Origin of the sequence: Chroococcidiopsis thermalis PCC 7203 (genome assembly GCF_000317125.1) — a bacterium.
GTDB lineage: Bacteria > Cyanobacteriota > Cyanobacteriia > Cyanobacteriales > Chroococcidiopsidaceae > Chroococcidiopsis > Chroococcidiopsis thermalis.
Window position 1 is genome coordinate 2,732,254 of sequence record NC_019695.1, and the last position, 23,798, is coordinate 2,756,051.

At 41.8% G+C, this 23,798-nt stretch carries 18 protein-coding genes and 1 pseudogene; 14 read left to right on the plus strand and 5 right to left on the minus strand.

What is annotated here, in order from left to right; translation table 11 throughout:
* The first annotated feature begins 25 nt into the window (after nt 1-25).
* From CHRO_RS12025 to CHRO_RS12035, 3 genes are all read left to right on the plus strand, one after another.
* Entirely contained in the window at nt 26-2,590 is a 2,565-nt protein-coding gene (locus tag CHRO_RS12025) for a TonB-dependent receptor domain-containing protein (RefSeq protein ID WP_015154482.1), read from the plus strand.
* 72 nt (nt 2,591-2,662) lie between these two features.
* Nucleotides 2,663-5,164: a TonB-dependent siderophore receptor gene (locus CHRO_RS12030; protein WP_051033226.1), complete on the plus strand. Its 2,502-nt coding sequence runs from the start codon at nt 2,663-2,665 to the stop codon at nt 5,162-5,164.
* 26 nt (nt 5,165-5,190) lie between these two features.
* A complete protein-coding gene (locus tag CHRO_RS12035; protein WP_041463066.1) occupies nt 5,191-6,318 on the plus strand; it encodes a PepSY-associated TM helix domain-containing protein in 1,128 nt (375 codons plus the stop codon).
* Nucleotides 6,319-6,812: 494 nt separating this feature from the next.
* On the opposite strand, the pseudogene CHRO_RS34780 reads toward CHRO_RS12035, so the two are convergent.
* A pseudogene (locus CHRO_RS34780) lies at nt 6,813-7,119 on the minus strand (DUF1579 family protein); the annotation flags it as partial.
* 3 nt (nt 7,120-7,122) lie between these two features.
* On the opposite strand from CHRO_RS34780, the gene CHRO_RS12045 reads away from it, so the two are divergent.
* Entirely contained in the window at nt 7,123-7,323 is a 201-nt protein-coding gene (locus CHRO_RS12045) for a hypothetical protein (protein ID WP_015154486.1), read from the plus strand.
* A 2-nt stretch (nt 7,324-7,325) separates the two neighbouring features.
* On the opposite strand, the gene CHRO_RS12050 is transcribed toward CHRO_RS12045, so the two are convergent.
* Complete coding sequence (locus tag CHRO_RS12050) at nt 7,326-8,666, minus strand: cytochrome P450 (RefSeq protein WP_041463068.1); 1,341 nt, start codon at nt 8,664-8,666, stop codon at nt 7,326-7,328.
* A gap of 84 nt (nt 8,667-8,750) precedes the next feature.
* On the opposite strand from CHRO_RS12050, the gene CHRO_RS12055 reads away from it, so the two are divergent.
* Nucleotides 8,751-10,250, plus strand: coding sequence for a S10 family peptidase (locus tag CHRO_RS12055; RefSeq protein ID WP_041463069.1), 1,500 nt, complete (start codon nt 8,751-8,753; stop codon nt 10,248-10,250).
* Nucleotides 10,251-10,496: 246 nt separating this feature from the next.
* Here the strand turns inward: CHRO_RS12055 and CHRO_RS33370 are convergent, their stop codons facing one another.
* On the minus strand, nt 10,497-10,670 hold the full coding sequence (locus tag CHRO_RS33370; RefSeq protein WP_219336141.1) for a hypothetical protein: 174 nt from the start codon (nt 10,668-10,670) through the stop codon (nt 10,497-10,499).
* 121 nt (nt 10,671-10,791) lie between these two features.
* On the opposite strand from CHRO_RS33370, the gene CHRO_RS32120 reads away from it, so the two are divergent.
* Genes CHRO_RS32120 through CHRO_RS12070 form a run of 3 tightly spaced genes read left to right on the plus strand, consistent with a single transcriptional unit; the run spans nt 10,792 to nt 12,668 of the window.
* Nucleotides 10,792-10,941 carry a hypothetical protein gene (locus CHRO_RS32120; RefSeq protein ID WP_181824318.1) on the plus strand — a complete coding sequence of 50 codons (150 nt, stop codon included), beginning with the start codon at nt 10,792-10,794 and terminating at the stop codon, nt 10,939-10,941.
* The gene (locus tag CHRO_RS12065; RefSeq protein WP_015154489.1) at nt 10,938-11,258 is read left to right on the plus strand and encodes a hypothetical protein; all 321 of its coding nucleotides are present in this window, start codon (nt 10,938-10,940) and stop codon (nt 11,256-11,258) included. Before CHRO_RS32120 ends, CHRO_RS12065 begins: the two co-directional genes overlap by 4 nt.
* A gap of 24 nt (nt 11,259-11,282) precedes the next feature.
* Entirely contained in the window at nt 11,283-12,668 is a 1,386-nt protein-coding gene (locus CHRO_RS12070; RefSeq protein ID WP_015154490.1) for an alpha-amylase family glycosyl hydrolase, read from the plus strand.
* A 58-nt stretch (nt 12,669-12,726) separates the two neighbouring features.
* On the opposite strand, the gene CHRO_RS12075 is transcribed toward CHRO_RS12070, so the two are convergent.
* Nucleotides 12,727-13,968, minus strand: a complete 1,242-nt coding sequence (locus tag CHRO_RS12075) for a glycosyltransferase family 4 protein (RefSeq protein ID WP_015154491.1) — start codon at nt 13,966-13,968, stop codon at nt 12,727-12,729.
* A 526-nt stretch (nt 13,969-14,494) separates the two neighbouring features.
* On the opposite strand from CHRO_RS12075, the gene CHRO_RS12080 reads away from it, so the two are divergent.
* The 3 genes from CHRO_RS12080 to CHRO_RS12090 all read left to right on the plus strand — a co-directional run bounded on the left by CHRO_RS12080 (nt 14,495) and on the right by CHRO_RS12090 (nt 19,036).
* Nucleotides 14,495-15,526 carry a GDP-mannose 4,6-dehydratase gene (locus CHRO_RS12080; RefSeq protein WP_015154492.1) on the plus strand — a complete coding sequence of 344 codons (1,032 nt, stop codon included), beginning with the start codon at nt 14,495-14,497 and terminating at the stop codon, nt 15,524-15,526.
* Between the two features lie 247 nt (nt 15,527-15,773).
* Entirely contained in the window at nt 15,774-16,694 is a 921-nt protein-coding gene (locus CHRO_RS12085) for a phytanoyl-CoA dioxygenase family protein (RefSeq protein WP_015154493.1), read from the plus strand.
* Nucleotides 16,695-17,155: 461 nt separating this feature from the next.
* On the plus strand, nt 17,156-19,036 hold the full coding sequence (locus tag CHRO_RS12090) for a right-handed parallel beta-helix repeat-containing protein (RefSeq protein WP_181824319.1): 1,881 nt from the start codon (nt 17,156-17,158) through the stop codon (nt 19,034-19,036).
* A 74-nt stretch (nt 19,037-19,110) separates the two neighbouring features.
* On the opposite strand, the gene CHRO_RS12095 is transcribed toward CHRO_RS12090, so the two are convergent.
* A complete protein-coding gene (locus CHRO_RS12095) occupies nt 19,111-19,467 on the minus strand; it encodes a response regulator (protein ID WP_015154495.1) in 357 nt (118 codons plus the stop codon).
* A gap of 1,123 nt (nt 19,468-20,590) precedes the next feature.
* Here CHRO_RS12095 and hepC point away from each other — a divergent pair.
* The 3 genes from hepC to CHRO_RS12110 all read left to right on the plus strand — a co-directional run bounded on the left by hepC (nt 20,591) and on the right by CHRO_RS12110 (nt 23,474).
* Nucleotides 20,591-21,421, plus strand: coding sequence for a heterocyst development glycosyltransferase HepC (gene hepC, locus CHRO_RS12100; RefSeq protein ID WP_015154496.1), 831 nt, complete (start codon nt 20,591-20,593; stop codon nt 21,419-21,421).
* Nucleotides 21,422-21,672: 251 nt separating this feature from the next.
* On the plus strand, nt 21,673-21,948 hold the full coding sequence (locus CHRO_RS12105) for a hypothetical protein (RefSeq protein ID WP_015154497.1): 276 nt from the start codon (nt 21,673-21,675) through the stop codon (nt 21,946-21,948).
* Between the two features lie 251 nt (nt 21,949-22,199).
* Nucleotides 22,200-23,474, plus strand: a complete 1,275-nt coding sequence (locus CHRO_RS12110; protein WP_015154498.1) for a glycosyltransferase family 4 protein — start codon at nt 22,200-22,202, stop codon at nt 23,472-23,474.
* Nucleotides 23,475-23,798 lie beyond the last annotated feature (324 nt).

Consider the following 23,798-nt stretch of genomic DNA (forward strand, 5'->3'; position numbering starts at 1 on the left):
TATAAGCCCTGGTTGGAGTGTGTCAATGAGGAGTGTGAAGGTGGGATGGAAAGCGATCGCTTTTTGGGTTGGTTTAGCTGCTGTGATGCCGTTATGGATAGAACCTGTTTTTGCTCAAGTAAAAACGATTGAAGAATTACCACCTGTTTCTTTCAGTGCCAAGGAACTTTTGGCTCAAGAGCAAGAAAATAGTACGATAACTCAAGTTACAGGAGTGAAACTCAATCCCACTACACAAGGGTTACAAGTTATTCTCGTCACCCCTTCAGGGCAAAAATTGCAACCATTAATTTCGCAATCTGAAAATAATTTAGCGCTTGACATACCAAATGCAGTCTTGGCTCTACCAGATCGACAAGAATTCACCGCAACTAATCCCACCGCAGAGATTGCACAAGTAACAGTCAAACCTTTGAATGCTAGTAGCATTCGAGTAACCATCACAGGAAGCAAACAAGCACCAAATGCCGAGGTAGTCCCTAGTCAGCAAGATTTGGTGTTGAGCGTTACTCCACAAGCAACTGCTCAAACCGAAGAATCAGAAATGGAAGTTGTCGTTACTGCTACTCGCACGGAAGAACGAGTTGAAGATTTACCGCGTACAGTAACAGTAATTAACCGAGAAGAGATTGAAGCACAAGCTACAGGAAATAACAGTTTACAGGACATCCTCAACTATACCGTTCCAGGGTACGGCGCACCTGATTATACAGATCGATTTAATGCTAATTTAAGAGGTCGAACTCCGCAGATTTTAGTGGATGGAGTGCCTCTAGGTTCTAATGTTTCTAACATCACAGGATTGACCAGCATCGATCCTAACACTGTCGAACGAATTGAAGTGGTCAATGGTGCGACGGGAATTTATGGTGCTGGTGGTAGTGGCGGTGTCGTGAATATTATTACTCGCCAACCAATCGAAGGATTTAAATCGACAGCTAGATTAGGTGTTTCTGCTGCTTTAGGAAATTTAGAAGGAGATAGCTTTGCTTACGAGTTGGGTTATGGCATTGCTGGCACAGAAGGTATTTTTGACTACAACTTGAATTTGGCAACCCAATTTAACAATCAATTTTACGACCCACAAGGCGATATTATTCGCCAAGAAAATTCTACTTTTGCAGGTTCAGAACGTCTGAATCTTTTAGGTAAGTTGGGGATCGCTTTAGGAGAAGAACAACGTTTACAGTTCTCTGTTAATCATGCCAGCGATCGCCGAGAAATTAATTACATTACCGATCCGACTACTAGAGAGATTCCAGGTAGACAAAAAATTCAGGCATTGAGAGTCAATCAAGATTACGTTGACTCTAGAGATCCTGGCAATCAAAATACTATTGCTAGCGTAGCTTACGACAATAGAGCTTTTTTAGGAAACAACAGGTTACAAGCTCAGTTTTCTTATCTAAAAATTAGAGAAAATACGCTTGCGTTTGACGATCGAGGAGCTGAAGATGCTTTCTTTGAAAGAGTAGCTAGATTTATGACTGAAGGAGAAGTATTCAACAGTAATTTACAACTAGAAACATCCTTGTTTCAAAGCGCAAAGTTGCTGGTAGGGGCAGATTATAAGCATGAAGATAATCGTTCTTCATACTTATTTTTTAATTCTGAAGTATATGACGCAAGTGGCGGAAATATTCTCCAAGTTAGCGATGAATTTGCCGAACCTTCTTTTGACCTCAGCCAGCTTGGTTTGTTTGCTCAAATCAAGTGGGATGTGACAGATAATTTTTCGGTTCTGGGCGGTATTCGTCAAGAATTTGCTCAATTAAACGTTGGTGATTACACAACCTTTGAAGGTAATAATATCCAAGGTGGTAATCCGAGTTTTGATGCGACTGTTTTTAACATTGGTGCAAATTTCAAAGCGACTGATAATATTAGTCTGTTTGCCAACTTTTCCCAAGGTTTTTCTATTCCTGGATTTTTTGTGCTGAATAATTTACCTGATGGTAGCTCGGTCGATCGTTCGCTTGAAGACATTCAACCTCAAATTGTTGATAGCTACGAAATTGGCGTACGCGGACAATGGCAAAATTTACAAGCTTATTTAGCAGCTTTTTATTCTTCTTCCGAGTTAGGTTCGTTTTTTCAAGAAGTTGCTGAAGATGTATTTGAAACGATCCGCGCTCCAGAACGCCGCTACGGTATAGAAGCAGCAGTAGATTGGCAAGTAGCAGAGACATGGAAACTTGGTGTTGGTGGAAATTGGACTGAGGGAGAATTTGAAGATGAAAATGGCGAATTTATTGCTGCTGATTCGATTAGTGTAAATCCTTGGAAGCTAACTGCATACGTGGAACATCAGACAACACCAAACTGGCGCAATCGGTTACAAATTCTCTATTCTGGCGATCGCGATCGCGGTTTTGAATCGGGGTTAGACCAAGGTTCGGTAGATGATTATGCGACTCTCGATTTGATTAGCACTTTAAGTTTAGGTGAGGGAACGCTGTCTTTAAGTGTGGAGAATTTGTTAAATGAAGAGTATTCTGCGTTCCCAACTCAATCTCTGACAGCTCCTGATGAAGATATAGCCTTAGAAAGGGGTAGGCGAGTTAGTTTGACTTACTCAATTAGTTGGTAAGTGGAACATTAGTAAGTAGGATATCTGGCTAAAAAAGTGAGCTTATTTAATGTGTTGATGAGGAATGTAAGGGTGGGAAACTGGAAAGCGATCGCTTTTTGGGTTGGTTTAGCTGCTGTGATGCCGTTATGGAGCGAACCTGTTTTTGCTCAAGTTAAAACGATTGAAGAATTACCACCTGTTTCTTTTAGTGCTAAAGAGCTTTTGGCTCAAGAGCGAGAAAATAGTTCGCTGACTCAAGTTACAGGAGTAAAACTCAATCCCACCGAACGAGGGTTACAGATCGTTCTCGTCACCCCTTCAGGGCAAAAATTGCAACCATCAATTTCGCCAGTTGAAAATAATTTAGCGATCGACATACCAAATGCAGTCTTGGCTTTACCAGATCGACAAGAATTCACCGCAACTAATCCCACCGCAGAGATTGCACAAGTAACAGTCAAACCTTTGAATGCTAGTAGCATTCGAGTAACCATCACGGGAAGCAAACAAGCACCGAATGCCGAAGTAGTCCCAAGCGAACAAGATTTGGTGTTGAATGTCACTTCCCAAGCAACTGCCCAAACCGAAGAACCAGAACTTGAGATTGTGGTGACAGGGGAGCAAGAAGGCTATGCCGTAACCAATTCCAGCGTGGGGACGCGCACCGATACGCCTTTGCGAGATATTCCCCAGTCGATTCAGGTAATACCCCAGCAGGTACTAGAAGACCAGGGAGCCAACGATTTAGATGATGCTCTGCGTAACGTTAGTGGAGTCTCAACCTCACAATATGAACTCCCAAATATTCGTGGATTTTATAGTGGTAGAAGCATTCTTAGTGACGGCATTAGAAGACTTAATTCTGCCAGATATGATGTGAATCTTGGCAATGTGGAACAAATTGAAGTTCTCAAAGGACCTTCATCGGTGCTTTATGGCAGTGGAGAACCAGGTGGTACAATTAACCTAACTACGAAGCAACCACAGAGTAATCCAAACTATGAAATTGAAGGCACAATTGGCAAATTTAACTATTACCAAGGCAATCTCGATCTAACAGGACCACTCAACGATAACAAAACAATTTTGTATCGTTTAAACATTGCTTACGAAGATGCTGGTTCTTTTATTGATTTTGTTGATAGCCAAGAATTTGCTATTTTTCCAGTTCTGAGTTTTCAATTGGGAGAAAAAACTAAGCTAACGTTAGAAGGCAGTTATGAAGATCGATCTATTCCAGATATAGAAGGATTACCTACCGTTGGCACTATTTTTCCTAATCCTTTAGGAGAAGTTTTTGACTCTCGGTTTTTAGGAGAGCCAGATAATAATGTTGAGTACACGGCTGTTAATGTTGGTTATTTGCTCGACCACAAATTTAGCGAGAATTGGTCGCTGCGTAATCGGTTCAGAGCATTTTTCTTCGATCTCGAACAGCGTGGAATTGGTCCACTGGAGCTGGCAGAGGATAATCGTACAGTAATTCGTAGTGCTAGAGACAATAAGGAATATACCCAAACTTATACCTTACAAACAGATGTGCTGGGTAAATTTCAAACTGGCATTATTCAACACGACCTACTTCTTGGTTTAGAACTTCAGCGCAATATTGAAGACTCCTCGCTGAAATTTCCACCCGATGTCCCCTCGATCGATCTATTTGAGCCAGAATACTTGAGTTCATCTAATTTTGACGATTACTTCGATCGCTTTGAACCAGATACTGACGAGTTGATTACTAGCGACACTATTGGGGTTTATGCTCAAGATTTACTTTCCATCGGCGATCGAGTCAAAATTCTACTAGGAGGACGCTTTGACGGTTTTTCCAACAAATCTGAGGATAATTTGGCAGACACCTCAGAAACGTTTGAAGATAGTGCCTTTAGCCCCCGTGTAGGTCTTGTCTATCAGCCGATCGAGTCTGTTTCTCTCTACGGCAGTTGGACTAGCTCGTTCGTGCCAGAATTTGACACAGATAGAGAAGGAAATCCATTTGTGCCAGTCACTGGCGACCAATTTGAAGTAGGAGTGAAAGCAGAATCTCTTGATGGTAAATTCAGGGCAACCCTAGCAGCATATCAAATTACTCGGCAAAACGCCTTGATTACCGATCCAGTCGATCCTGACTTCAGCATCCAAACAGGGGAATCTAGAGTTCGAGGCATTGAATTCGATCTAAGTGGCGAACTTCTACCAGGGTTGAATGTAATCGCTAGCTATGCTCACACCGATGCCAAAATTACCGAAGATACTACGGGGCTTGAAGGGAATGAATTCGAGGGCATTCCACGGCATAGTGGTAGTCTGTGGGCTGTGTATGAAATCCAACAAGGCGGGCTACAAGGGCTGGGTTTAGGGGCTGGAGTTTTTGTTGTTGGAGACAGGCAGGGAGATTCAGAGAATACCATTGAAGTGCCGTCCTATGGTCGAACCGACGCTTTACTTTACTATCGACGGGATAACTGGCAGGTGCAGTTGAATTTTGAGAACTTGTTTAATGTGGATTACTTTGTAAGTGCTTCTGGCAGGGCTAATGTCTATCCTGGTGCGCCGTTCACAGTTCGGGGTAAGGTGGCGGTGGAGTTTTAATGAAGGAAGAAACGGAGAATTTGGGAATGAAAACAAAACGAATTCGAGATGTTGTATTTACCGCCCACCGTTACATTGGATTAGCAATTGGTATTCTAGCAGCGGCGATCGGCATGACTGGTAGTTTGTTGATTTTGGATGAGTGGCAAACTTCTTTATTTACAGGGCAAGTGGCGATCGCCCCAGATCAAGAACGTCTGGCGATCGCCACCCTCGTGACTAAAGCGCAAGCTATGTTTCCCCAACTGACTCTCGAAAGCCTGACAATACCCAAAGAACTCACTCAACCCGTCACGGCATGGTGGTGGGCAGCAGGAGATAAATGGACGACTGCCCGCATTAATCCCTATACCGGAGCAATTATCGGCAGTCCGCAGGACAATGATTATAACGATTTCTTGTACAGTATCCACATCAACCTGCTAGGTGGTGAGTGGGGTGCTTATGTGGCTGGCATTGTTGGGTTACTGGCGACAATTCTTTGCGTGACAGGAATTGTGCTTTGGTCTGGTTGGCGCAAATTGGCAACTGGATTCAAAATTAAGTGGAATGCCACCACTAAAAGGTTAAATTACGATTTACACAAAGTTGTTGGCATTATCGTTGCAATCTTTCTGGCAATGGCAATGTTGACTGGGTTTATCTGGAACTTTGCTACATGGATGAATCCAGTCATTTATGCACTCACCTTCAGTCCACAGCCACCCAAAGAAGTAGAACTCGTCTCTAAAGCCGCAGGTAAAGCCCCCATACAGCTTACAGAAGCACTACTACAAAAAGCTAGTGCCGTGCTGCCCCCTGGTGAAATTAGCTCAATTTATTTTCCCACCAAACCTGAAGGCGTAATTCGCATAGCAAAAGAGTTACCAAACCAGGTTGTGATGTCTGCTTCTATAGATCGCTTTAGTGGTGAGATCGTGAAGGTAGACGTACCAACGGAAAAATCTTTGGCAGATCGAATATTTGACTCATTCGTACCCATACACTTTGGCACTTTTGCCGGTTTACCCTCTCGTATTCTCTATCTGTTCGTTGGTTTATCTCCTACCATCCTATTAGTTACGGGTTTTATCATGTGGCGCTTGCGAAAACGCGACAAGTCAAAGCGAACTATTGTGCCAGCCGAACGTGCGCTCGATAATTCACCCCCATAGCTTATATTCGCTAAAACCGTGCCAAAAGAACAAAATCGCTATCAAAAAGCAATTCCTTGGCTGGTTGGGTCTGGGTTATTAGGAATGACTATCTTTGGCAGTTGGCTAGGTTATGAAAATTTCCATGCTTTAGGAGAACGTCAACACACCACCTATATGGCTGCCGCACCGGAACATGGGCGAGAGACATTTTTTTTACGGATGCAACGAGAAGTCGAACAGGTAAAGCGATTATATCCCCATGCTCATTATCAAGGGTTAGCCGATGGCGCACCAGAGAATTGGACGTGTCTTGTGCCACTCACCCACAGCCAGGTATTAGATTTTTACCACGCGACGCAGTATCTAAGTAAAGTTGCATTAGCCGTGCATCCTCGCAGTGTTGAATATCAACAAGCGAGTATGGATACTCACTGTCATCATCTCAAACACTCTGTCGGTGCTGCCACTCGTTTGTTAGCCGAAATGGAAGCAATCGAGCCGCAACGGTTGTCTATAGCAGGTCCCTCAGAATTGAGCCTTAGCACCGTCTCAGCCAAGTCCAGTTCGCCACCGTCGTACACCCAGAGGTATGTCATCATCGACCCGATCCACGTCCTCACGTACCGCTGCTTCTGCGGGTCGTAGCCGAGCGTCATCAGAGTGGTAGTGCGACCGCAGCCAGGCATCTCGCCCTCTCCTTCAGCCAAAACCTAGAGTCTGCGATCGCGATCGCACGCTTTCAGTTCCCGTCGATCTTTCGACAGGTCGATCCGCTCCCATCTTGACCTCAACCTCATACGTCCACTCACCGACGAGTTTTTAATGAAAGAAATCTCTCGCGCTGTTCGGCAAGTCTACCATCCCAAGTCACGAGGAGAGAAAATTCGAGATTCACTGCTACCTGACGTAGATTTAGATGAATCTAAGCTAGAGTTGTTTGCCCAGCACATTACAGCACTTGAAGGTATTGGAGTCAACTTACAAGACAAAAGCCTGCGGGATACCATCAATGCTTATCCGTGACTCTAAATAGATTTTGCACTCACTACCATACTTACCCCACCTTGAGGAGCAAGCGTAAACCCACGACGTTGTATTTGCACGGGTTTATCTTCTACTAAGGCAAGTTGATACTTGGATAAAATCGTCGCCAAGACCAATTTCATTTCTAACCCAGCTAAAGCATATCCCAAACATCGCCGACTGCCACCACCAAAAGGAAGATATTCCGAAGGAGAATACTGGCGCTCTAGAAACCGCTCTGGCTGAAATTGTTTAGCGTTGGGATACAAGTCTTCCCGATAATGCACTAAATAAATACTTGGCATTAAGGCTGTTTGGGCTTCAAATAAATATCCGGCAATTTTCGTTGGCGATTTAGTAATGCGGGGAAAAATGACGGGAATCACCGGATACATCCGCAGTGTTTCTTGACAAACTGCACTTAGGTAAGGCAGTTGAGCAATTTTCATTGGGGCAAATTCCCCTAAACTATCTAGTTCGTGCAGCAACCGATCGCGGACATCTGGGTGTTGATGAATTTGATATAAAGCCCAAGCCAGCGTTGTTGCTGTGGTTTCATGCCCAGCAAATAAAATCGTCAGTAGTTCGTCTTTTAATTCCTCATCGGTCATTGCTTGTCCGTTTTCATCTCGTGCTGCCATCATCAGACTGAGGACATCACGCCCTTTGATATCTTTGGCTCTTCTCTCCTCAATTTCTGCTTGCAGCAAAGCGCGAACGTGATGTTGTCGCTGTTTCATCTGCCCCCAAGGACTCCATGCACCCCAATCTTTTTGTAAAAACTGTAAAAATAACATGCTGGATTTGAGGGGAGAATCAGTCATGTCCAGCCATTCTGTGAGTAGGGGCTTTAGTTGTTGATAGCGTTCTCCTTCACTCAAGCCAAAAACGACTTGTAGAATTACCTCTAGGCTGATCTTTTGCATGGTAGTCCGAGCTACAAAAGATTGACCGACTTGCCAGGAGCTAGCAATCTGTTTGGTAATCAGACAGATTTGTTTGGCGTAAGTTTGTAGTCTTTCGCCATGAAAAGGAGGCATTAACAATTTTCGTTCTCGTCGATGACGATCGCCATCGACTAACATGAGTGAATTGCGCCCGACTAAAGGTTCTGCAATTGCATTGCCACGACCGACATCAAATTTGGCATCTTGGTTGAAGATTTCCCCAATTGCTTGCGGATTACCAATGACTACATAAGAGCCGATGCCGCTCAGATGCATGGTAAATATATCTCCATATTTTTGACTGCATTTGTCCTGAAACCCAATTGGGTCGGCAATCCAATTCATCAGTTGCCACCAAGCAGGACTAGTAATGGGATTCGGTAATTGAGCCAACACGATCGTTCTCCATCTGATAAATCTTTCACTCACGATCGCGCGATCGCCTACCATGTGATGTGTGCAATGCGATCGCCACCTGATATGTCCGACACATCTAACCTACCAGTAAATCATCAATCCAGTCAGACCGAGCATACACTATCGCTGCCATCGCAACAGATAAGCTACACAGCTTTGGCTCAGTGGCAAACGTTATTCGAGCGAGAAAAACCGATCGCCCAAATGTTTCATGTGGCGTATCTCGTGAAGACTGATGCCGCCTCGCCACGACCGCTAACTTTTGTTTTCAACGGTGGACCTGGAGCTGCTTCTGCTTATTTGCACATGGGGGCGCTAGGTCCCAAACGCCTCTCTTTTAGCGATCGCGGTAGTTTGCCAAAGCCACCCGTGCGAGTGGTAGAAAATACTGAAAGTTGGTTGAGCTTTACGGATTTAGTCTTTATCGATCCGATCGGTACGGGCTTCAGCCGCGTTTTGCCACCAGAGAAAGAAACTCCAGAGCAGAAGAATGAGAAATCTAATTCTAACGAGCCAGACTCATCCAAAGAAACTCAATTTTGGGGTGTCGAGCGAGACTTGAAAGCGATCGGCGAGTTTATCGTGCGGTTTCTGTCGCGCCACCACCGCTGGCTGTCTCCCATCTTCATTGCAGGTGAGAGTTATGGCGGTTTTCGCGTAGCTAAGTTAGCTCGCCAGCTGCAACAAGAATTTGGCGTTGGTCTTTCTGGTGCGATTTTGATCTCGCCAGCTTTAGAATTTAGCTTGCTAGAAGCAAACGATTATAACCTGACGACTTGGGCAACAGTATTACCCTCGCTAGCAGCCGCCGCAGCGCATCACGATCGCGCTCAATGGGCGGGGCAAAGAGGAGATTTACCAGCTCATATAGCTGCTGCCGAACAATTTGCCCGTCAAAGTCTAATCCCAATGCTAGCAATGGGAGAGGCGTTTCCTGAAGATGAGCGTCAGGCGATTTATCAGCAGTTGGCTGGATTAACTGGAATACCACTGTCGGTTGTCGAACGGCTGGGTGGACGAATTAGAATCGAAGTCTTTGCGAGGGAACTGTTGCGCGATCGCCAGAGAATCGTCGGGTTGTACGATGCTTCAATTACGGCGATCGATCCGTTTCCCGATCGCATGACCTACGAAGGCACTGACCCCACCCTAGATGGGTTAGATCGACTCTTCACGGGAGCAATTAACAGTCATTTACGGCAGACTTTAGGCGTGGAAACTGACTTAACCTATCGCCTGCTGAATTTAGAAACGCTCAAAGCTTGGCAATTTGATTTCAAAGGTGATTGGAAACAAGGATTTCAAGGATCGGTGGATGACCTGCGAGTGGGAATGACGCTCAATCCATATATGCAGGTGTCGATCTCGCATGGAATATTTGACTTGGTTACGCCTTATTTTGCCTCCAACCATTTAGTCAGTCAGATGAAGCTCAATCCAGAAATTTGCCAAAATCTGACGTTGAAACATTATCCAGGGGGACATATGTTTTATACCTGGGCTGAATCACGCCAGCAATGGTTTGCTCAAATGCAAGCGTTCTATCAAAATGCCATAGCCTGAATAATTGCTAACCAAAAGTAGAATCAGCTAAAGCGATCGCCTCAGTTAATAGATTTTGCCCGATCTTCTGGGAAAACACTCCCTTCTGTCCCATCCTCTCCACCCGCTTACCCAACTCGTGACAAGTCTCTTCCTAAGCCATCTGTGCCATGTATAGTTCTACCTCTGGATGAATGATTAAATCTCGTCCCCGCTTGCGGATTAGCTCAGACACCCAAAATATTCGTATCAACAACTAAGCGCATACTATTCGGGTTGAGACAAGTCCAAAGCAAGGCTGAGTTTTTCTTCATCCCGATCGCTTTGGGCTAATGCCGTTTCCACTGTTCGGGAAAGTCGCATCAATGCTGCTTGAACTTCTGCGTCATCTGATTCCCTGACTGGAAGATAAAATCCGACGATCTTGCCGTGACGTTTCACCGCGTTTGCGAAGCGTGCGCTCTGTGCATTCGCTTCATCACTTGCTAAATAGCTAAGAAGCTTTGTCCCTAAATTCGCGTATACCTACGCTTTTCATTTTGACTCCCAAAAAGCGATCGCTATGTGGTCACATTTTAGCAAGATATCGGGAGCGATCGCGCCAGTTGACGATCTTGTCTTCACCAAGTTTGTTAATGAAGAATACGATCGCTGGCTAATTTTGCATCGTATACTTCTGGATGAATTACTGTTTTTTAGAGCGAAAAAGTGAATGAAAAGGCTTTAGTCAAAACTGTTAGTCAAGGTGATAGACCGATGTTGCAATCTATCAGCCATTGTTCGGGAGCGATCGCCGGAGCAATAATTATATTTCTTGGCATTGCCAGTTTAGTACCCGCGATCGCCACTGCACCTACCCCGCCGCAACTCGTCCCAGCCAAGTTAAAAGGTCAAGCCGTTTATGTTTTGTACTTGACCCGTAGTAGCGATAAAGTTTTAGTCCGCTGCTACCCAGGACAGCAACCCAAGGTGGAGGTACAAGCGAAAGCCGACGGCACTCAAGAAGGGATTTTGACCTGTGGAAATTAAATAAATTTAGCTTTCTAGAAATTTATGCGTTGCCAGAAATTTGTTGTCTTGGCGATTTCCCTAGTCATAGCTTTTAACTTACCTGGTTTGGCACAAGTAGCAGAACAGCCAGTGGCGATTTTTCATGCCTTTAATCAAAACTATAATGATGTCAGAAAATTTGTCTGTCAACTTGCCGATCGAGGATACTCTCACATCCAAATTCCTCCAGCACAAAAATCTAATTCGAGTCAAGAATGGTGGGCGCGATATCAACCCGTAGATTATGACGTTATTGAAGGAAAAGGTTTTCAAGCAGATTTACAACAGTTAATCGCTCAAGCTCATAAATGTCAAATTAAAGTCATTGCTGATGTTGTTTTCAACCATACAGCTAACTTAGGTGGTGGCGATAATTTTGAAGATTTAACTAAATTTCCAGGTCTGACTCAAAATGATTTTCATTCTGCTCCAGGCAATCCTGGCAAGAAACCCTGTGATATCAATTATAGCGATGGAAACAGAAACTCGGAGCTGAATTGTTGGTTGGGGGGACTTCCCGATCTAAAATATACTGCCAATGTGAAAAAAATTCAAAAGGCTCATTTAAAGAAACTGCTTGACCTGGGAATTGATGGATTTCGATTTGACGCTGCCAAGCACATGCCAGCAAATGTTGTTAAAGAGTACGTCGATTATATTAATCGCGAAAGTCAAGGCAAGACCTGGAATTATCTGGAGGTAATTACAGATAGCGACACCCGTGCGGACGATTACAAATGGATTGCTGCTGTGACAGACTTTATCCTTTACAACTCGATGAAAGCAGCATTTACTAGCAGTGGAGATTTGCGATCGCTGCGAGTGCCAACAGCCATAGATGACTCGCGCAGCATCACCTTTGGCAGAAACCACGATACGATTCGGGAGATTAATGCTGATGCAATTAACCCCTACGACGATGCTTCTGACTCTTACCTGGCAACAGCTTACGTACTAGCTAGAGAAAGTGGCACTCCCTTAATACTCAACTGGGATAATGCTGATGCGCCATACATCAAAACTGGTGTGGAGTTTCGTCAAATTATGCGCCAACGGGGTAAAGCAGGTGGCAACGTCAAAGAAAATGTTTTAGCTGCCGTCAATAGTTCAACTGTCTTGTTGATGGAACGAGGCAATGAAGGATTTTTTGTGGTGAATAAAGCGGTAGGTAAATTCGATATTCCGATGCTGGATTTAACTCTGACGAATATAGAAGGATGTTATCGAGAATTACGAAATAACTTTACAGTTGCTGTCGAACGTCGTCAAAATGGCAAGAAATTTGTCACTCGCTGGGGAACGCAGAATCGAGGTGGTATGGAAGTCCAAGGACGCGATGCCCTTTACTTCATTCGCGAACCTTGGCAACAGTGTCAGATAGGCAGATAGTTTGTCATTCTTGGCGCGATCGAGGCAACCGCTGAACCGAGCGCCTCCCGAGCGGTTTCTAATGTTTAACTATTAAGCTGAATAAATAATTCTCTAAACAGTCATTTGCTTGCTTCCAACTCCAATTTTCTAGTACGTATTTTCTAGCTCGTTCGCCCATTTTTTCTACTATATCAGGATTATCTAAAAGAGAAGAGATAGCTTTACCAATCAGAATTGGATCGTCACCATTAATTAAAAAACCATTAATTCCATCTTTGATACTTTCTCTAACTCCTCCTTCAGCGATCGCCACAACCGGAGTTTCACAAGCATTTGCTTCAAGAGGCGCAAAACCAAATGGCTCTAAAACAGGAGTATAAATCATAACTGAAGCTTGGCTCAAAAGTTTGACGATCTCAGCATCAGCGATCCGCACCTTGGGTATGAAGTTAACTTCTAAAGATCTAGCAAGCTGCGCAACTTTCTGCTGATAATTATTGACAGAAAAATTTCCGATCCATATTAAATCTGGTCTTTTTTCTTTCTGTATTGTGCTGATAGCGCGAACTGCACGCTCAAGTCCTTTGCCAGAATAAATACTTCCAAGACCAACGACAATTTTCTTGCGAGGAACTTGTGATGGCTTAAAGAGTTCGGTATCAATTCCTAGATAACAAACTTTAGCATCTAATCCATAAGCTCTTAAAACACTTTCTCGACTAAAAAGGGAATTAACTAAAACTACATCGAACGCTCGCGCATTCTGTAATTCTTCTCGAACTTGAAGCCTATACCCTTGTACCTGAATCAGATTTTTGAGAAATGCTGAGACATAACTATTCGACCACCAAGCCTTTGCCGGAGGTGGTATAGCTGCCCAAGGCAAGCTTGGTATCGCTTCGTATAGCTCCCGATTAGGTTCTTGAAGATAAATAGCTGTTGGTACTTTGACATATCGACCAATTGCAGTCGTGCGAAAAAAAGTACAGGCATTGGCGAAAAGTACATCGAAGCCACCACAGTTAATTTCAGCAGCACATTGTTGACAATGTGTATCCATCGCTTGGATGCTATTCAACGCATGAAAATAAGGTGAAAATGGCTGTTTTATAAACTTACTCCTTCTTTTCATAGGTGACTGAGCAAGTGGTACTATATTTTCTTTGATTAATTCATTTAAAGGAAGATAAGATTGGTCTGCCGTTGGAGGACACCAAGATTCTAAAGTATGACCGCGCTCCAATAAGCCTTTTACGTGATGATATAAGGCTCTCTTTCCACCACCACTTGGTAAGTTATGCCAGATAGCAATTTTCATATACAATTACGCTTTTTCAACATATTCCTTCAATAGTCAAATTTTGTCATTCTAGAAAAGTTCAGTAATATTGTCTGACTAGAGCTATTGTAGATACCAAGATATCAGGACGCTGTAGCGTTTAGCACGACTATGAAATCTCATGTTTAAAAGTTATAGAAAAGTTACCGCGATCGCCAGTTATATAACTATTCTCAAATTGCATCAAAAAACGTATCTTTTTGCTTTTTCTATTCCGATTGTCTTGACTCGATTTATTTAGCTATGAAATACCTGAACTTATCCGTATTGATTAAGGCAAATTTATAGAGGAATATGTTAGAGACTTTTAAAGCTGATAGCAATCAATTAAAATGTAAAAACTTGTACAAAACGACCTTGTAAAACAGGTTTTTATAAATCTTTGGACGTTAAGGCATAAAAATTTGCGATCGCTGTTAATTGTTTAATTCTTGCGACTACTCATAATTTTTTTTGAAATATAGTTTGCGATTGAGTTCTCCAGGAGAAAATAGTAAATTTTCTTATGAAAAAAGCATTAATTTTTGGAGTATCAGGTCAAGATGGGGCGTATCTAGCTCAGTTGTTAATCGATAAGGGTTATGCTGTTTGTGGAACATCACGAGACGCACAAGTTTCTTCTTTCCAAAATTTAATACGCCTGGGAATCCGCGAACAATTGAAATTAGAGTCCGTTGCCCTAAATGACTTTCGTAGTGTTTTACAAATTTTGAATAAATTTCAGCCAGATGAAGTATACAATTTATCAGGACAAAGTTCAGTCAGCCTCTCTTTCGATCAACCAGTTGAAACCTTTGAAAGTATCTCACTTGGTACTTTAAATGTATTAGAAGCCCTACGCTTTATCGATCGCCCCATTAAGTTTTATAATGCTGCGTCGAGTGAGTGTTTTGGAGATACTGAAGGCAAAGCAGCAGATGAAACTACGCCATTCCGTCCTAAAAGTCCTTATGCCGTAGCTAAGGCATCCGCTTTTTGGCAAGTTGCTAACTACCGCAAAGCCTACGATTTGTTTGCTTGTTCTGGTATTCTATTCAACCACGAATCTCCTTTGCGACCGGAGAGATTCGTCACTCAAAAGATTGTATCCGCAGCTAACCGAATTGCTAAAGGTAGTAAGGAAAAGCTTTATTTAGGTGATATTTCTATTCAGCGTGACTGGGGATGGGCTCCAGAGTACGTTAAAGCAATGTGGTTAATGCTACAACAAGGGCAGCCAGATGATTACGTCATTGCAACCGGAGAAAGTTGCAAATTAGAAGATTTTGTAGCAGCAGCCTTTGCCTGTGTAGGCTTAGACTGGCGCGATCGTGTTGTAATAGATACAAGTTTATTCAGACCAACAGAAATTGCTGTTAGCAAAGGTAATCCCGCTAAAGCCAGAAAAAAGCTGGGATGGCAAGCGCATTATAAACTCAACGATAATGCTGTTGTACAAATGATGCTTCAAGCACAAGCTGAGCTTGTGAATGGTAGGAAGACAGCAGCCTACAATAAGGAAAGAGATAAATATTTAGGTCTAGCTACAGCTTTTTAGAATGACTTTCAGCATTACTAGCTGGCAAGCTCAGCAAAATTACGAAATAATTCCGAACATTGCGATCGCGGTTTTCAATAAAGCTTAACTAAAACCGATCGAAACGACAAGGACTGAACTTTTCTGACTTTTTCTGTATCGCTTACTTTCGTAATTTGCAGTAGCATCTCAAAAGAAAGTTTTCTATATTCATTGACAACTGTATTTTTCCTAATTAAGTCAAAGTAGCAAAGACTTAGAATCCGCTATGAGCATAACTATTTCTTATTCTTACTGGTACAAGCTATATTTTAAGTTTAAACGAAGGCTAGGTGAGTATACCGATCATGGATTCAAAAATCCTCAATGGTTGCTCATGTTTATTTTTGGGCGTATACATATTATTCGTTCGCTCATGATTTTATTAGCTAGTAAACCAGAGCTTATTATTCCCACGGCAGACTCTTCCTTATTTACGGAAATTGATGTTGATTCCGTTGTGGAAAATCTAAGACGAGATGGGGTTTGCTTAGGAATTCATTTGCCAAATTACGTATTAAGCGAAATTTTAGAATTCACTAATCAAACCTATTATTTGGGCAATGGTAGATTTGAACTTCCTTTCACTCTCAGCAATAAAGAAGAAGAAGAGGCTAAATATGGAAAGCCGTTCTTATTTGGCTATCATTATAAGCCTTCCCGGTCTTGTACGGCAATTAAAAAGTTAGGAGATGACCCTAAGTTACGGCAAATTGCTGCAAAATATTTAGTGGGCGAGCCTATTCTTAAAAGTACCATGCTCTGGTGGAGTTTTGCTACTCCTGTAGAACAGTTAGATGAGCGCTTGCGATTCGCTCAAGGATTATTTCATTACGATCTGGATGATTACCGCTGCTTGCAATTTCTGTTTTATCTAACAGATGTAGATCTATACAGCGGTCCCCATGCCTATGTGAAAGGTAGTCATAGTCAGAAAAAGCTACAATATCAGTTGTCCATAGATAGAGATAAATCTGAACGAGATTTAATTAATTATTACGGTAGTGAGAGAATTGTCAATATTTGTGGAGAAGCGGGGTCGGGATTTGCTGAAGATCAGTTTTGTTTTCACCGAGCAAATATTCCTACTAAGAAAGATAGACTCATCCTTCAAGTCAAGTTTGTTTTAAATAATTATAGTTTTTCTTAAAGCTTCAATTATGTTAGGAAAAAGGATAAGTTGCTAGGTTCTAATACTTCTTTCCAACATAAATTTAGAGCGAAACTGCATTCTTTATAGATAGATTTTGACGTATGAAAATCGCCTGAAAATCTATTTTTAGAAAGATTCTACAACTGCTAATTTACTTAGAAAATAATCCCAGAGTATTGTCAAGTTTTCTGGAGCAATCTCTGGGATATTGTTGTATTTGTTCTAATGGATTTTGCCTTAATATTAACTGGTTTGAGCTTGCCATTAATAATTCTGTCTATTCTTCATAATAATGTCTGCCTAAATGTCAAAAATTCAACAAAGCATTCTCCCTATATAACTAGTTTCTCTAAAAATGTAACTTAACGATAAAATCGAGCAAATTTTAAAATATCAAAAACTGGAGTTATATGAGATCAAAAATAGTTTCTAAGCTCGTACTATTCTGTGGTCTTGTTATGCTGATGTTGACATTATCCACATATAAAAGTGCCTCTATCACTACTTTCTATGTCGATGCAAAGTTAGGGAATGATTTATTAGGAAATGGCTCGATGGCAAGACCCTGGAAAACACTTCAGAAAGCTGCCGAATCGATGGGGACAGATGATACGTGTATTATTAGGCAAGGAGTGTATAGAGAAACGGTCATACCGAAAGACGGACAAACCTTTGTGGCTGCGCCTGGAGAGCGGGTTGTAGTGACAGGTACAGATCTTGTTAGCAATTGGTTTCGTCATTCAGATAATGTCTTCCGTACTTCACTGCCCAAAAAGGTCTATGCCGTATTTGTTCAAGGCAACTATCTTTCTCTTGCCCGATATCCTAATGTAGGTAACGATTACCTCGATTCGAGAACATGGGGCGCTACACAAGTCAATAACAATGGTAGAGGAAGGGCAAACGTCCAGTTTTTGAACGGCATGAACGTATTTAGCGGCTTTTGGAATGGAGGCTACTTCTTCGGACTCAATGGAGATAACTTTTATGCTCCCAACATAGGCAAGATCGCTTCTTCTAGTGGCAACAAACTCGCTCTAACAGAAATTACCGAGACGATCTCTAACCCTGCGTGGCATGAATTTGAGGGCAGCGGTAGAGGCTTTATCATCAACCACTTAAATGCACTTGATGCGCCAGGTGAATGGTATTGGGGAAATTCAACCCTTTACATCTATCCACCAAATAAAGAGATGCTGACATCAAAGCTTGTTGAAGCTCAAGTAAGACTGTGGGGATTCGATCTGAGTCAGCGCAAAAATGTGACAATCAAAGGCATCGTCTTTCGAGGTGCTTCCGTGCGGATGGAGAATGCAGTCAACTGCACGATCGATCGCTCGATCTTTCGCTACCATTCTCCCTTTCAAGCAAATTACAACGGTCACGGCTATGTGGCATTTCCAGGAATTTCTGTCTCGGGTTCCGATAATACCGTTAAGAATTCGTATATCGGACACGGATGGGGTGCGGGAATCTCAATATCAGGCAGTCGCACAACCATTGAGAATAATTTTGTTGAGGACTTAACTTGGGGCAGCCAGGGCGCTCCAATTATTGTCAGTGGTAATGACAATAGGATCTTCAGAAATACGGTACGAAAGAGTGCTGGCACGGGGATTCATGCCGGAAGCATACGTCGTTCCCAGATCGTGTATAACTCCATCTCCGACACGGGGCGGCTACTGCTTGACAGCGGACAATCGGGAATTTATATTTGCAATTTCTGCGATCGCCCGACAGATAAGAGAACTCTTGAGGGTGGTGTCATTGCATACAATTACATTGGCTTAGTCAACACTTCTTTTGTTGACAATGGAAAAGGTATGGCAATTTATCTAGATGATGGAACGCATGGTGCATACATCCATCACAATGTTACTAATACTGGTGGGCGAATTAATTGGGCAATATTCATTCACTATAACGGTCACGCTATCAAGGACGTTTTTGTAGATAACAATACCCTCTGGGGTTATGACGATAAGGCTGTCTTTTTCGCCGGAAACTGGAATGGTAAGGGTGGTGGCACGAAGAATAGCCGGATATCGAACAATATTGCACAGTTGCCAGGAACGACATATTACGACAAGAGTGGTGGCGCTGCAATCTCGAATAATCGGGGAGGGGTTGTATCTTCGGAATTTGTAAATCCGAGAACAGGGGACTTTCGCCTGCGCAGTCATTCTCCTTCGATCGACGCTGCGGTTCCCTTGTTAGGCATAAACATGCCTATACCTGATGGAAAGCCAGATGTGGGGGCTTACGAATATGGTGCTGTTGGATTGGTTGCAGGTTCCTCTATTCAAGGCGATCCACAAGACACCTTTCTAGAAAGATGACTCTTCATACAAAGCTACTCTCACCAGCATACAATCGCTTTTCGTAAAATGTCTCGGCGACTCGGCGATCGCAGTCAAAACCGATCTCGAATTGCCGAGAGTAATTCGTTTAAGTTTATAGGCTTAGTAAAATAACCGTCAGCTCCTTGTTGTAAAGCACGGCGACGAGTTGCCATGTCTGCCTCAAATGAAAGAAACCAAAACGGTATACCAGCTGTAGATGGTTCGCTGCGCAATATTCTTAAAACTTCGTATCCACTTAGCCTCGGTAGATTGAGTTCGCAAATAATTAAGTCTGGCTGTTGTTCTCTAGCTATTTGTAAACCTGTTCGAGCATTATTTGCAGTCAGAACTTGAAAATTATTCAAGGTAAGAAAATCGTCAATTAATAGTAGAGAATATTCATCATAATCAATTACTAAAATCTCCATTACAGCTCTTTTGAATATGAGGTGACAAAGATAAAAAGTAAATCTTACAAATACGCAACAAAAACTGTTACGGAAAACTTGCTATTAATAAGGATGAATTTTGCTTTCCTAAACTAGCGCGGCGGAGATTTACCTAACGAGCTACATCAGATAGCAAGGAAGTAGCTATAACAGTAAAAGCAACATTAGCAAGTCTAAATGTGTAAAATTTACACATTTAGACTATTGGCTGACCTAGATTAATTTAGTTGAAGCAGAAACAATCTAGTTAAATTCATCTTTGAGCCACTTTTGAACACGCTGGCATTCTTGCTGTGATTTATAGCAATTCTCGATTGTATGGATGACATTTGTAGGGGCGCACAGAGAAAGCGCCCCTACCAGACGTGTATTGCATCCAATTGAAAACCGCTATAGCTATTTTCAAGGTTTACCCAATATAAATAATGTTTTCGGAGGTGTGCTGCATTAGCAATCGCTCTCTTGTTGAGAGTGATTAAAAAATATAAAGGTTGTTGAAATTACTACAAAGTAGCAATATTATTTATAGTTAACAGACAATTTTTCATACAAAAATACTACTAGCTTTAACTATGCGGAGTCTATTTACTACTGTCTATGAGGAAAAGTTCAGGGATATTATAGTATTTGAAGAGTAGTCTTGCCAAGATAGTAATAAATTGCTAGAATATAAATAATTAAAGTTTTAGCAGTTCTTATTTTAAAAATAATAGTTTATAAGAAATTCAGTTGTGACTCAACGATAAACTATTTTTTGTAAGCCAATAGGTAGACAAATCGAAAACTTAAAAGAGGTTCGGAGCTTGTAAGAAAGCTCGACATCTAGTCTGTTAGAGAAGACACTTAGAGTGCACTATACCGGACCAAGAGAATAGACTCTACGTGCTGAGTTCGAGCGAGCGCACTCTAATGAAAATAGATCGCAACATGTATTTAAATTGTGCAGCGAACGCTACTCAGAATTGACGAAAGCTTCACAATAAAGTCATTTTGCTAAGTCTGAAGATAGCAAAGTAGTAATCGCGGAAAGATTAGCGCAACAGATGATAAATCAACACCGCTTTTGAGCAACAGTTTTCATAGCCTTTATCGATACCTCACTATGCAAAATTCTGAATTGAACCTCGCTCTAAGAGTTTTAGATGGCTATTCTAGTGCCTCTCCTCTGAAGTACGGGCAAATAGAGAGTATAAGTCCCAACTATGAGGTGAAACTTCGGCAGGGACAGCTTTTAGTAAAGCTTGCTTCCAGTCAAGATCGTAGTAGTCTACTTTCATCTCGGGATCGACAGTTTTTGACTGAGTGGCTGCAATATTGTCCCGCGCGTTTAGTTCGCATAGATCCAGCTTTAGGTGCGATCGCGATCCAACTTTGGGCAGATGTCTGCAAGCAAACAGAGAAGGTGACTTTTTTACGAATTCCTCCCGCACAGGGACTTCGCAAACATCAACATCGGTTTAGCTGGTGGGTAAAACGAATAGTCGATCGCGTTATTGCTATTGTATTATTACTAACTCTTAGCCCAGTCTTTTTAGGGCTTTCCCTACTCATTTATTTTGACTCACCAGGGCGAATTTTTTCCTATCAATGGTGTGTTGGAGAAAGGGGCAAGCTGTTTCAGAGGATCGAATTCCGTACAACGGCTTCAAATTTGACAACGCAACACCATCAAACCACAAACGATCGGCAAGATCCAGATAAGTGTAATGATTTGCATGTTACAAGACTAGGTTGTTGGATGCGTAAATATAGCTTGAATAAGCTGCCACAACTACTAAATGTGGTACGAGGCGACATGAGCTTTGTAGGTTCATCAGCTTACGGTTTAAAGGATGCTATAAGACTTGCTCCTGATAGCCAGAGGCAACTGAATGCACTACCAGGGATAATCGCTCTTTCCCATCTGAATTTTAACTTGTGGGCGAAAAAATAAGGAATAAAAGATAGTGGTAGGGAATTGGTTGAGGAGCTATTTGGTATGTTATTACTCCTTCAAACGAATTGAGTATTATTTAGCAAAGCGAATTGCCCGAGCTAAAGCAATATATTCCGGTTAAGAATAGCAAAATCTTGAAGAGTCTCTCACTTCCTGAAAAAAGGATAGGGATTTAGTCTTAACCAGAAGGTGTTGCAACCTAAAGATGTAGAACAGAAAATTATATTTTCGAGGAAGGTACATTAGGGATGAACCCCTTACAAGTAGCTGCTCTAAAACAGTTTCTGGTGAACAACCATTTTGTCTACAGCGAGTATAATGAGGATGCAGGTGCAGTCGTTTATACCTTCACTATCGATGTTTGGACAATGACTGTAGCTTACGGCGATGAATGTTATTACTGCCTCTATAACAATTTCACTGAAGAGTCATTTTGCGAAGATTTCGATAATGTATCCCTAGTTATGCGCGTGTACGACATGCTAAGTTTTTTGAAAGAAAATTTTCGACTTATACCTAGATAAGTGATAATAGATGATAATTCAAGGAGCTACACTATTTATGTCTATAAAGCGACCTATTGCAAAATAGATAACAATAGCTCCTAATTGGATTGATTGCGAGAGTGTTGTATAAGTTAGATTTTTGTTGTAATTGCCGATCGACGAATAGTATGAGTTGATGCGTGTCAGCAAATCAAAGTGTTCGGATATTTAAGAAAATTCATATCAGCACAACCCGTCAGTATGTAATAGATATTTACTTATAAAATCTAATGAACACTCTAGTTCTCAGTACTTTCGATCTTAATGGTGGAGCTGCTCGCGCTGCTTATCGCTTACATTTAGGTTTGCAAAGTGGTGGCTTGAACTCTAAAATGATGGTACAGTATAAGTCTAGTAATGATAAAACAGTTCTCGAACCTTCAAATAAGTTTGGGAAGTGGGTTAACAGATTGAGACCGAATCTGGATGGTCTACCATTGCAATTTTACCCCAAGCGTAACTGCAACATCTTTTCTTGTCAGTGGCTTCCAGACGCGCTCGAATCAAAATTAAAGCATCTCTGCCTTGACGTAATTAATCTTCATTGGAATTGTGGTGGCTATTTAAGTATTGAGAGCCTTGCTAAATTCAAATTACCTTTAGTCTGGACTATCCACGATATGTGGGCGTTTACTGGAGGTTGTCATTATAGTCAAGGCTGCGATCGCTATACTAGTTCTTGTGGATCTTGCTTCCAACTTCACAGCAATAATCCGCACGATCTCTCTCATTGGATATGGCAACGTAAAGCAAAAGCATGGAAAGAATTAGACTTAACCATTGTTGCTCCCAGTATTTGGTTAGCTAAATGTGCTAAATCAAGCTCTTTGTTTAAAGATCTGCGAATAGAAGTAATTCCTAATAGCTTAGATACTCAAAAGTACAAACCAGTCGAGCGAGGCGTAGCACGAGAAATACTCAACCTGCCACAAGACAAGCAACTTATTCTCTTTGGTGCGGTAGAATCGACTAGCGAACCTAGAAAGGGTTTTCATCTACTTCAAGCTGCTCTACAAAAACTGAGTCAATCTGGATGGCAAGATACAGTAGAGCTAGTTGTTTTTGGTTCTTCTCAACCTGAAAATTCAGTTGAATTGGGTTTCAAGTCTCACTATTTAGGAAATTTTAGTGACGACCTTTCACTCGCACTAATTTATGCAGCAGCAGATGTTTTTGTGGCTCCATCAATTCAAGACAACTTACCAAATACTATAATGGAAGCGATTGCCTGTGGTACTCCATGCGTAGCTTTTAATATTGGTGGTATGCCCGATCTGATCGATCACCAAAAAAATGGTTACTTAGCTCAAAAATTGGAAGTCGAAAGTTTGGCTCGGGGTATTTCTTGGATACTGGAAGATAGCGATCGCTACCAAAATTTACGTCAATCTGCTCGTACAAAAGCAGAACAAGAGTTTTCTTTAGAAATACAAGCACGTCGTTATATAGAACTTTTTGCAAAAGTTATTGATGAAAATATTCGCGATCGGATTGCAATTGGATAAGGCTGAAATCTAAACATAGATAGTTAAATACTGTTTTCCAAATATTTTAATTTAACAAATTGTTGATAGCTGATGGCTGAAGTTTCGTACTTTTCAGGAGTTTGTAATTTTAATTGTATTTTTGTAGAACAATCTATGTATAGGAGCCGTAAAAGATTGGTTATTGGCAACAATAATGAGAGGTTTGTAATTCAAAAAGAAAGGCTAGATAACTTGACATAACTTAGAGCTTGAAAGTCTAGTACTACTTTTAAAACTACCAAGGAAAATTAATTGGTACAGTTCGCTCAATGAATGATTGAGGTAGATAGAGAAATAGTTTGA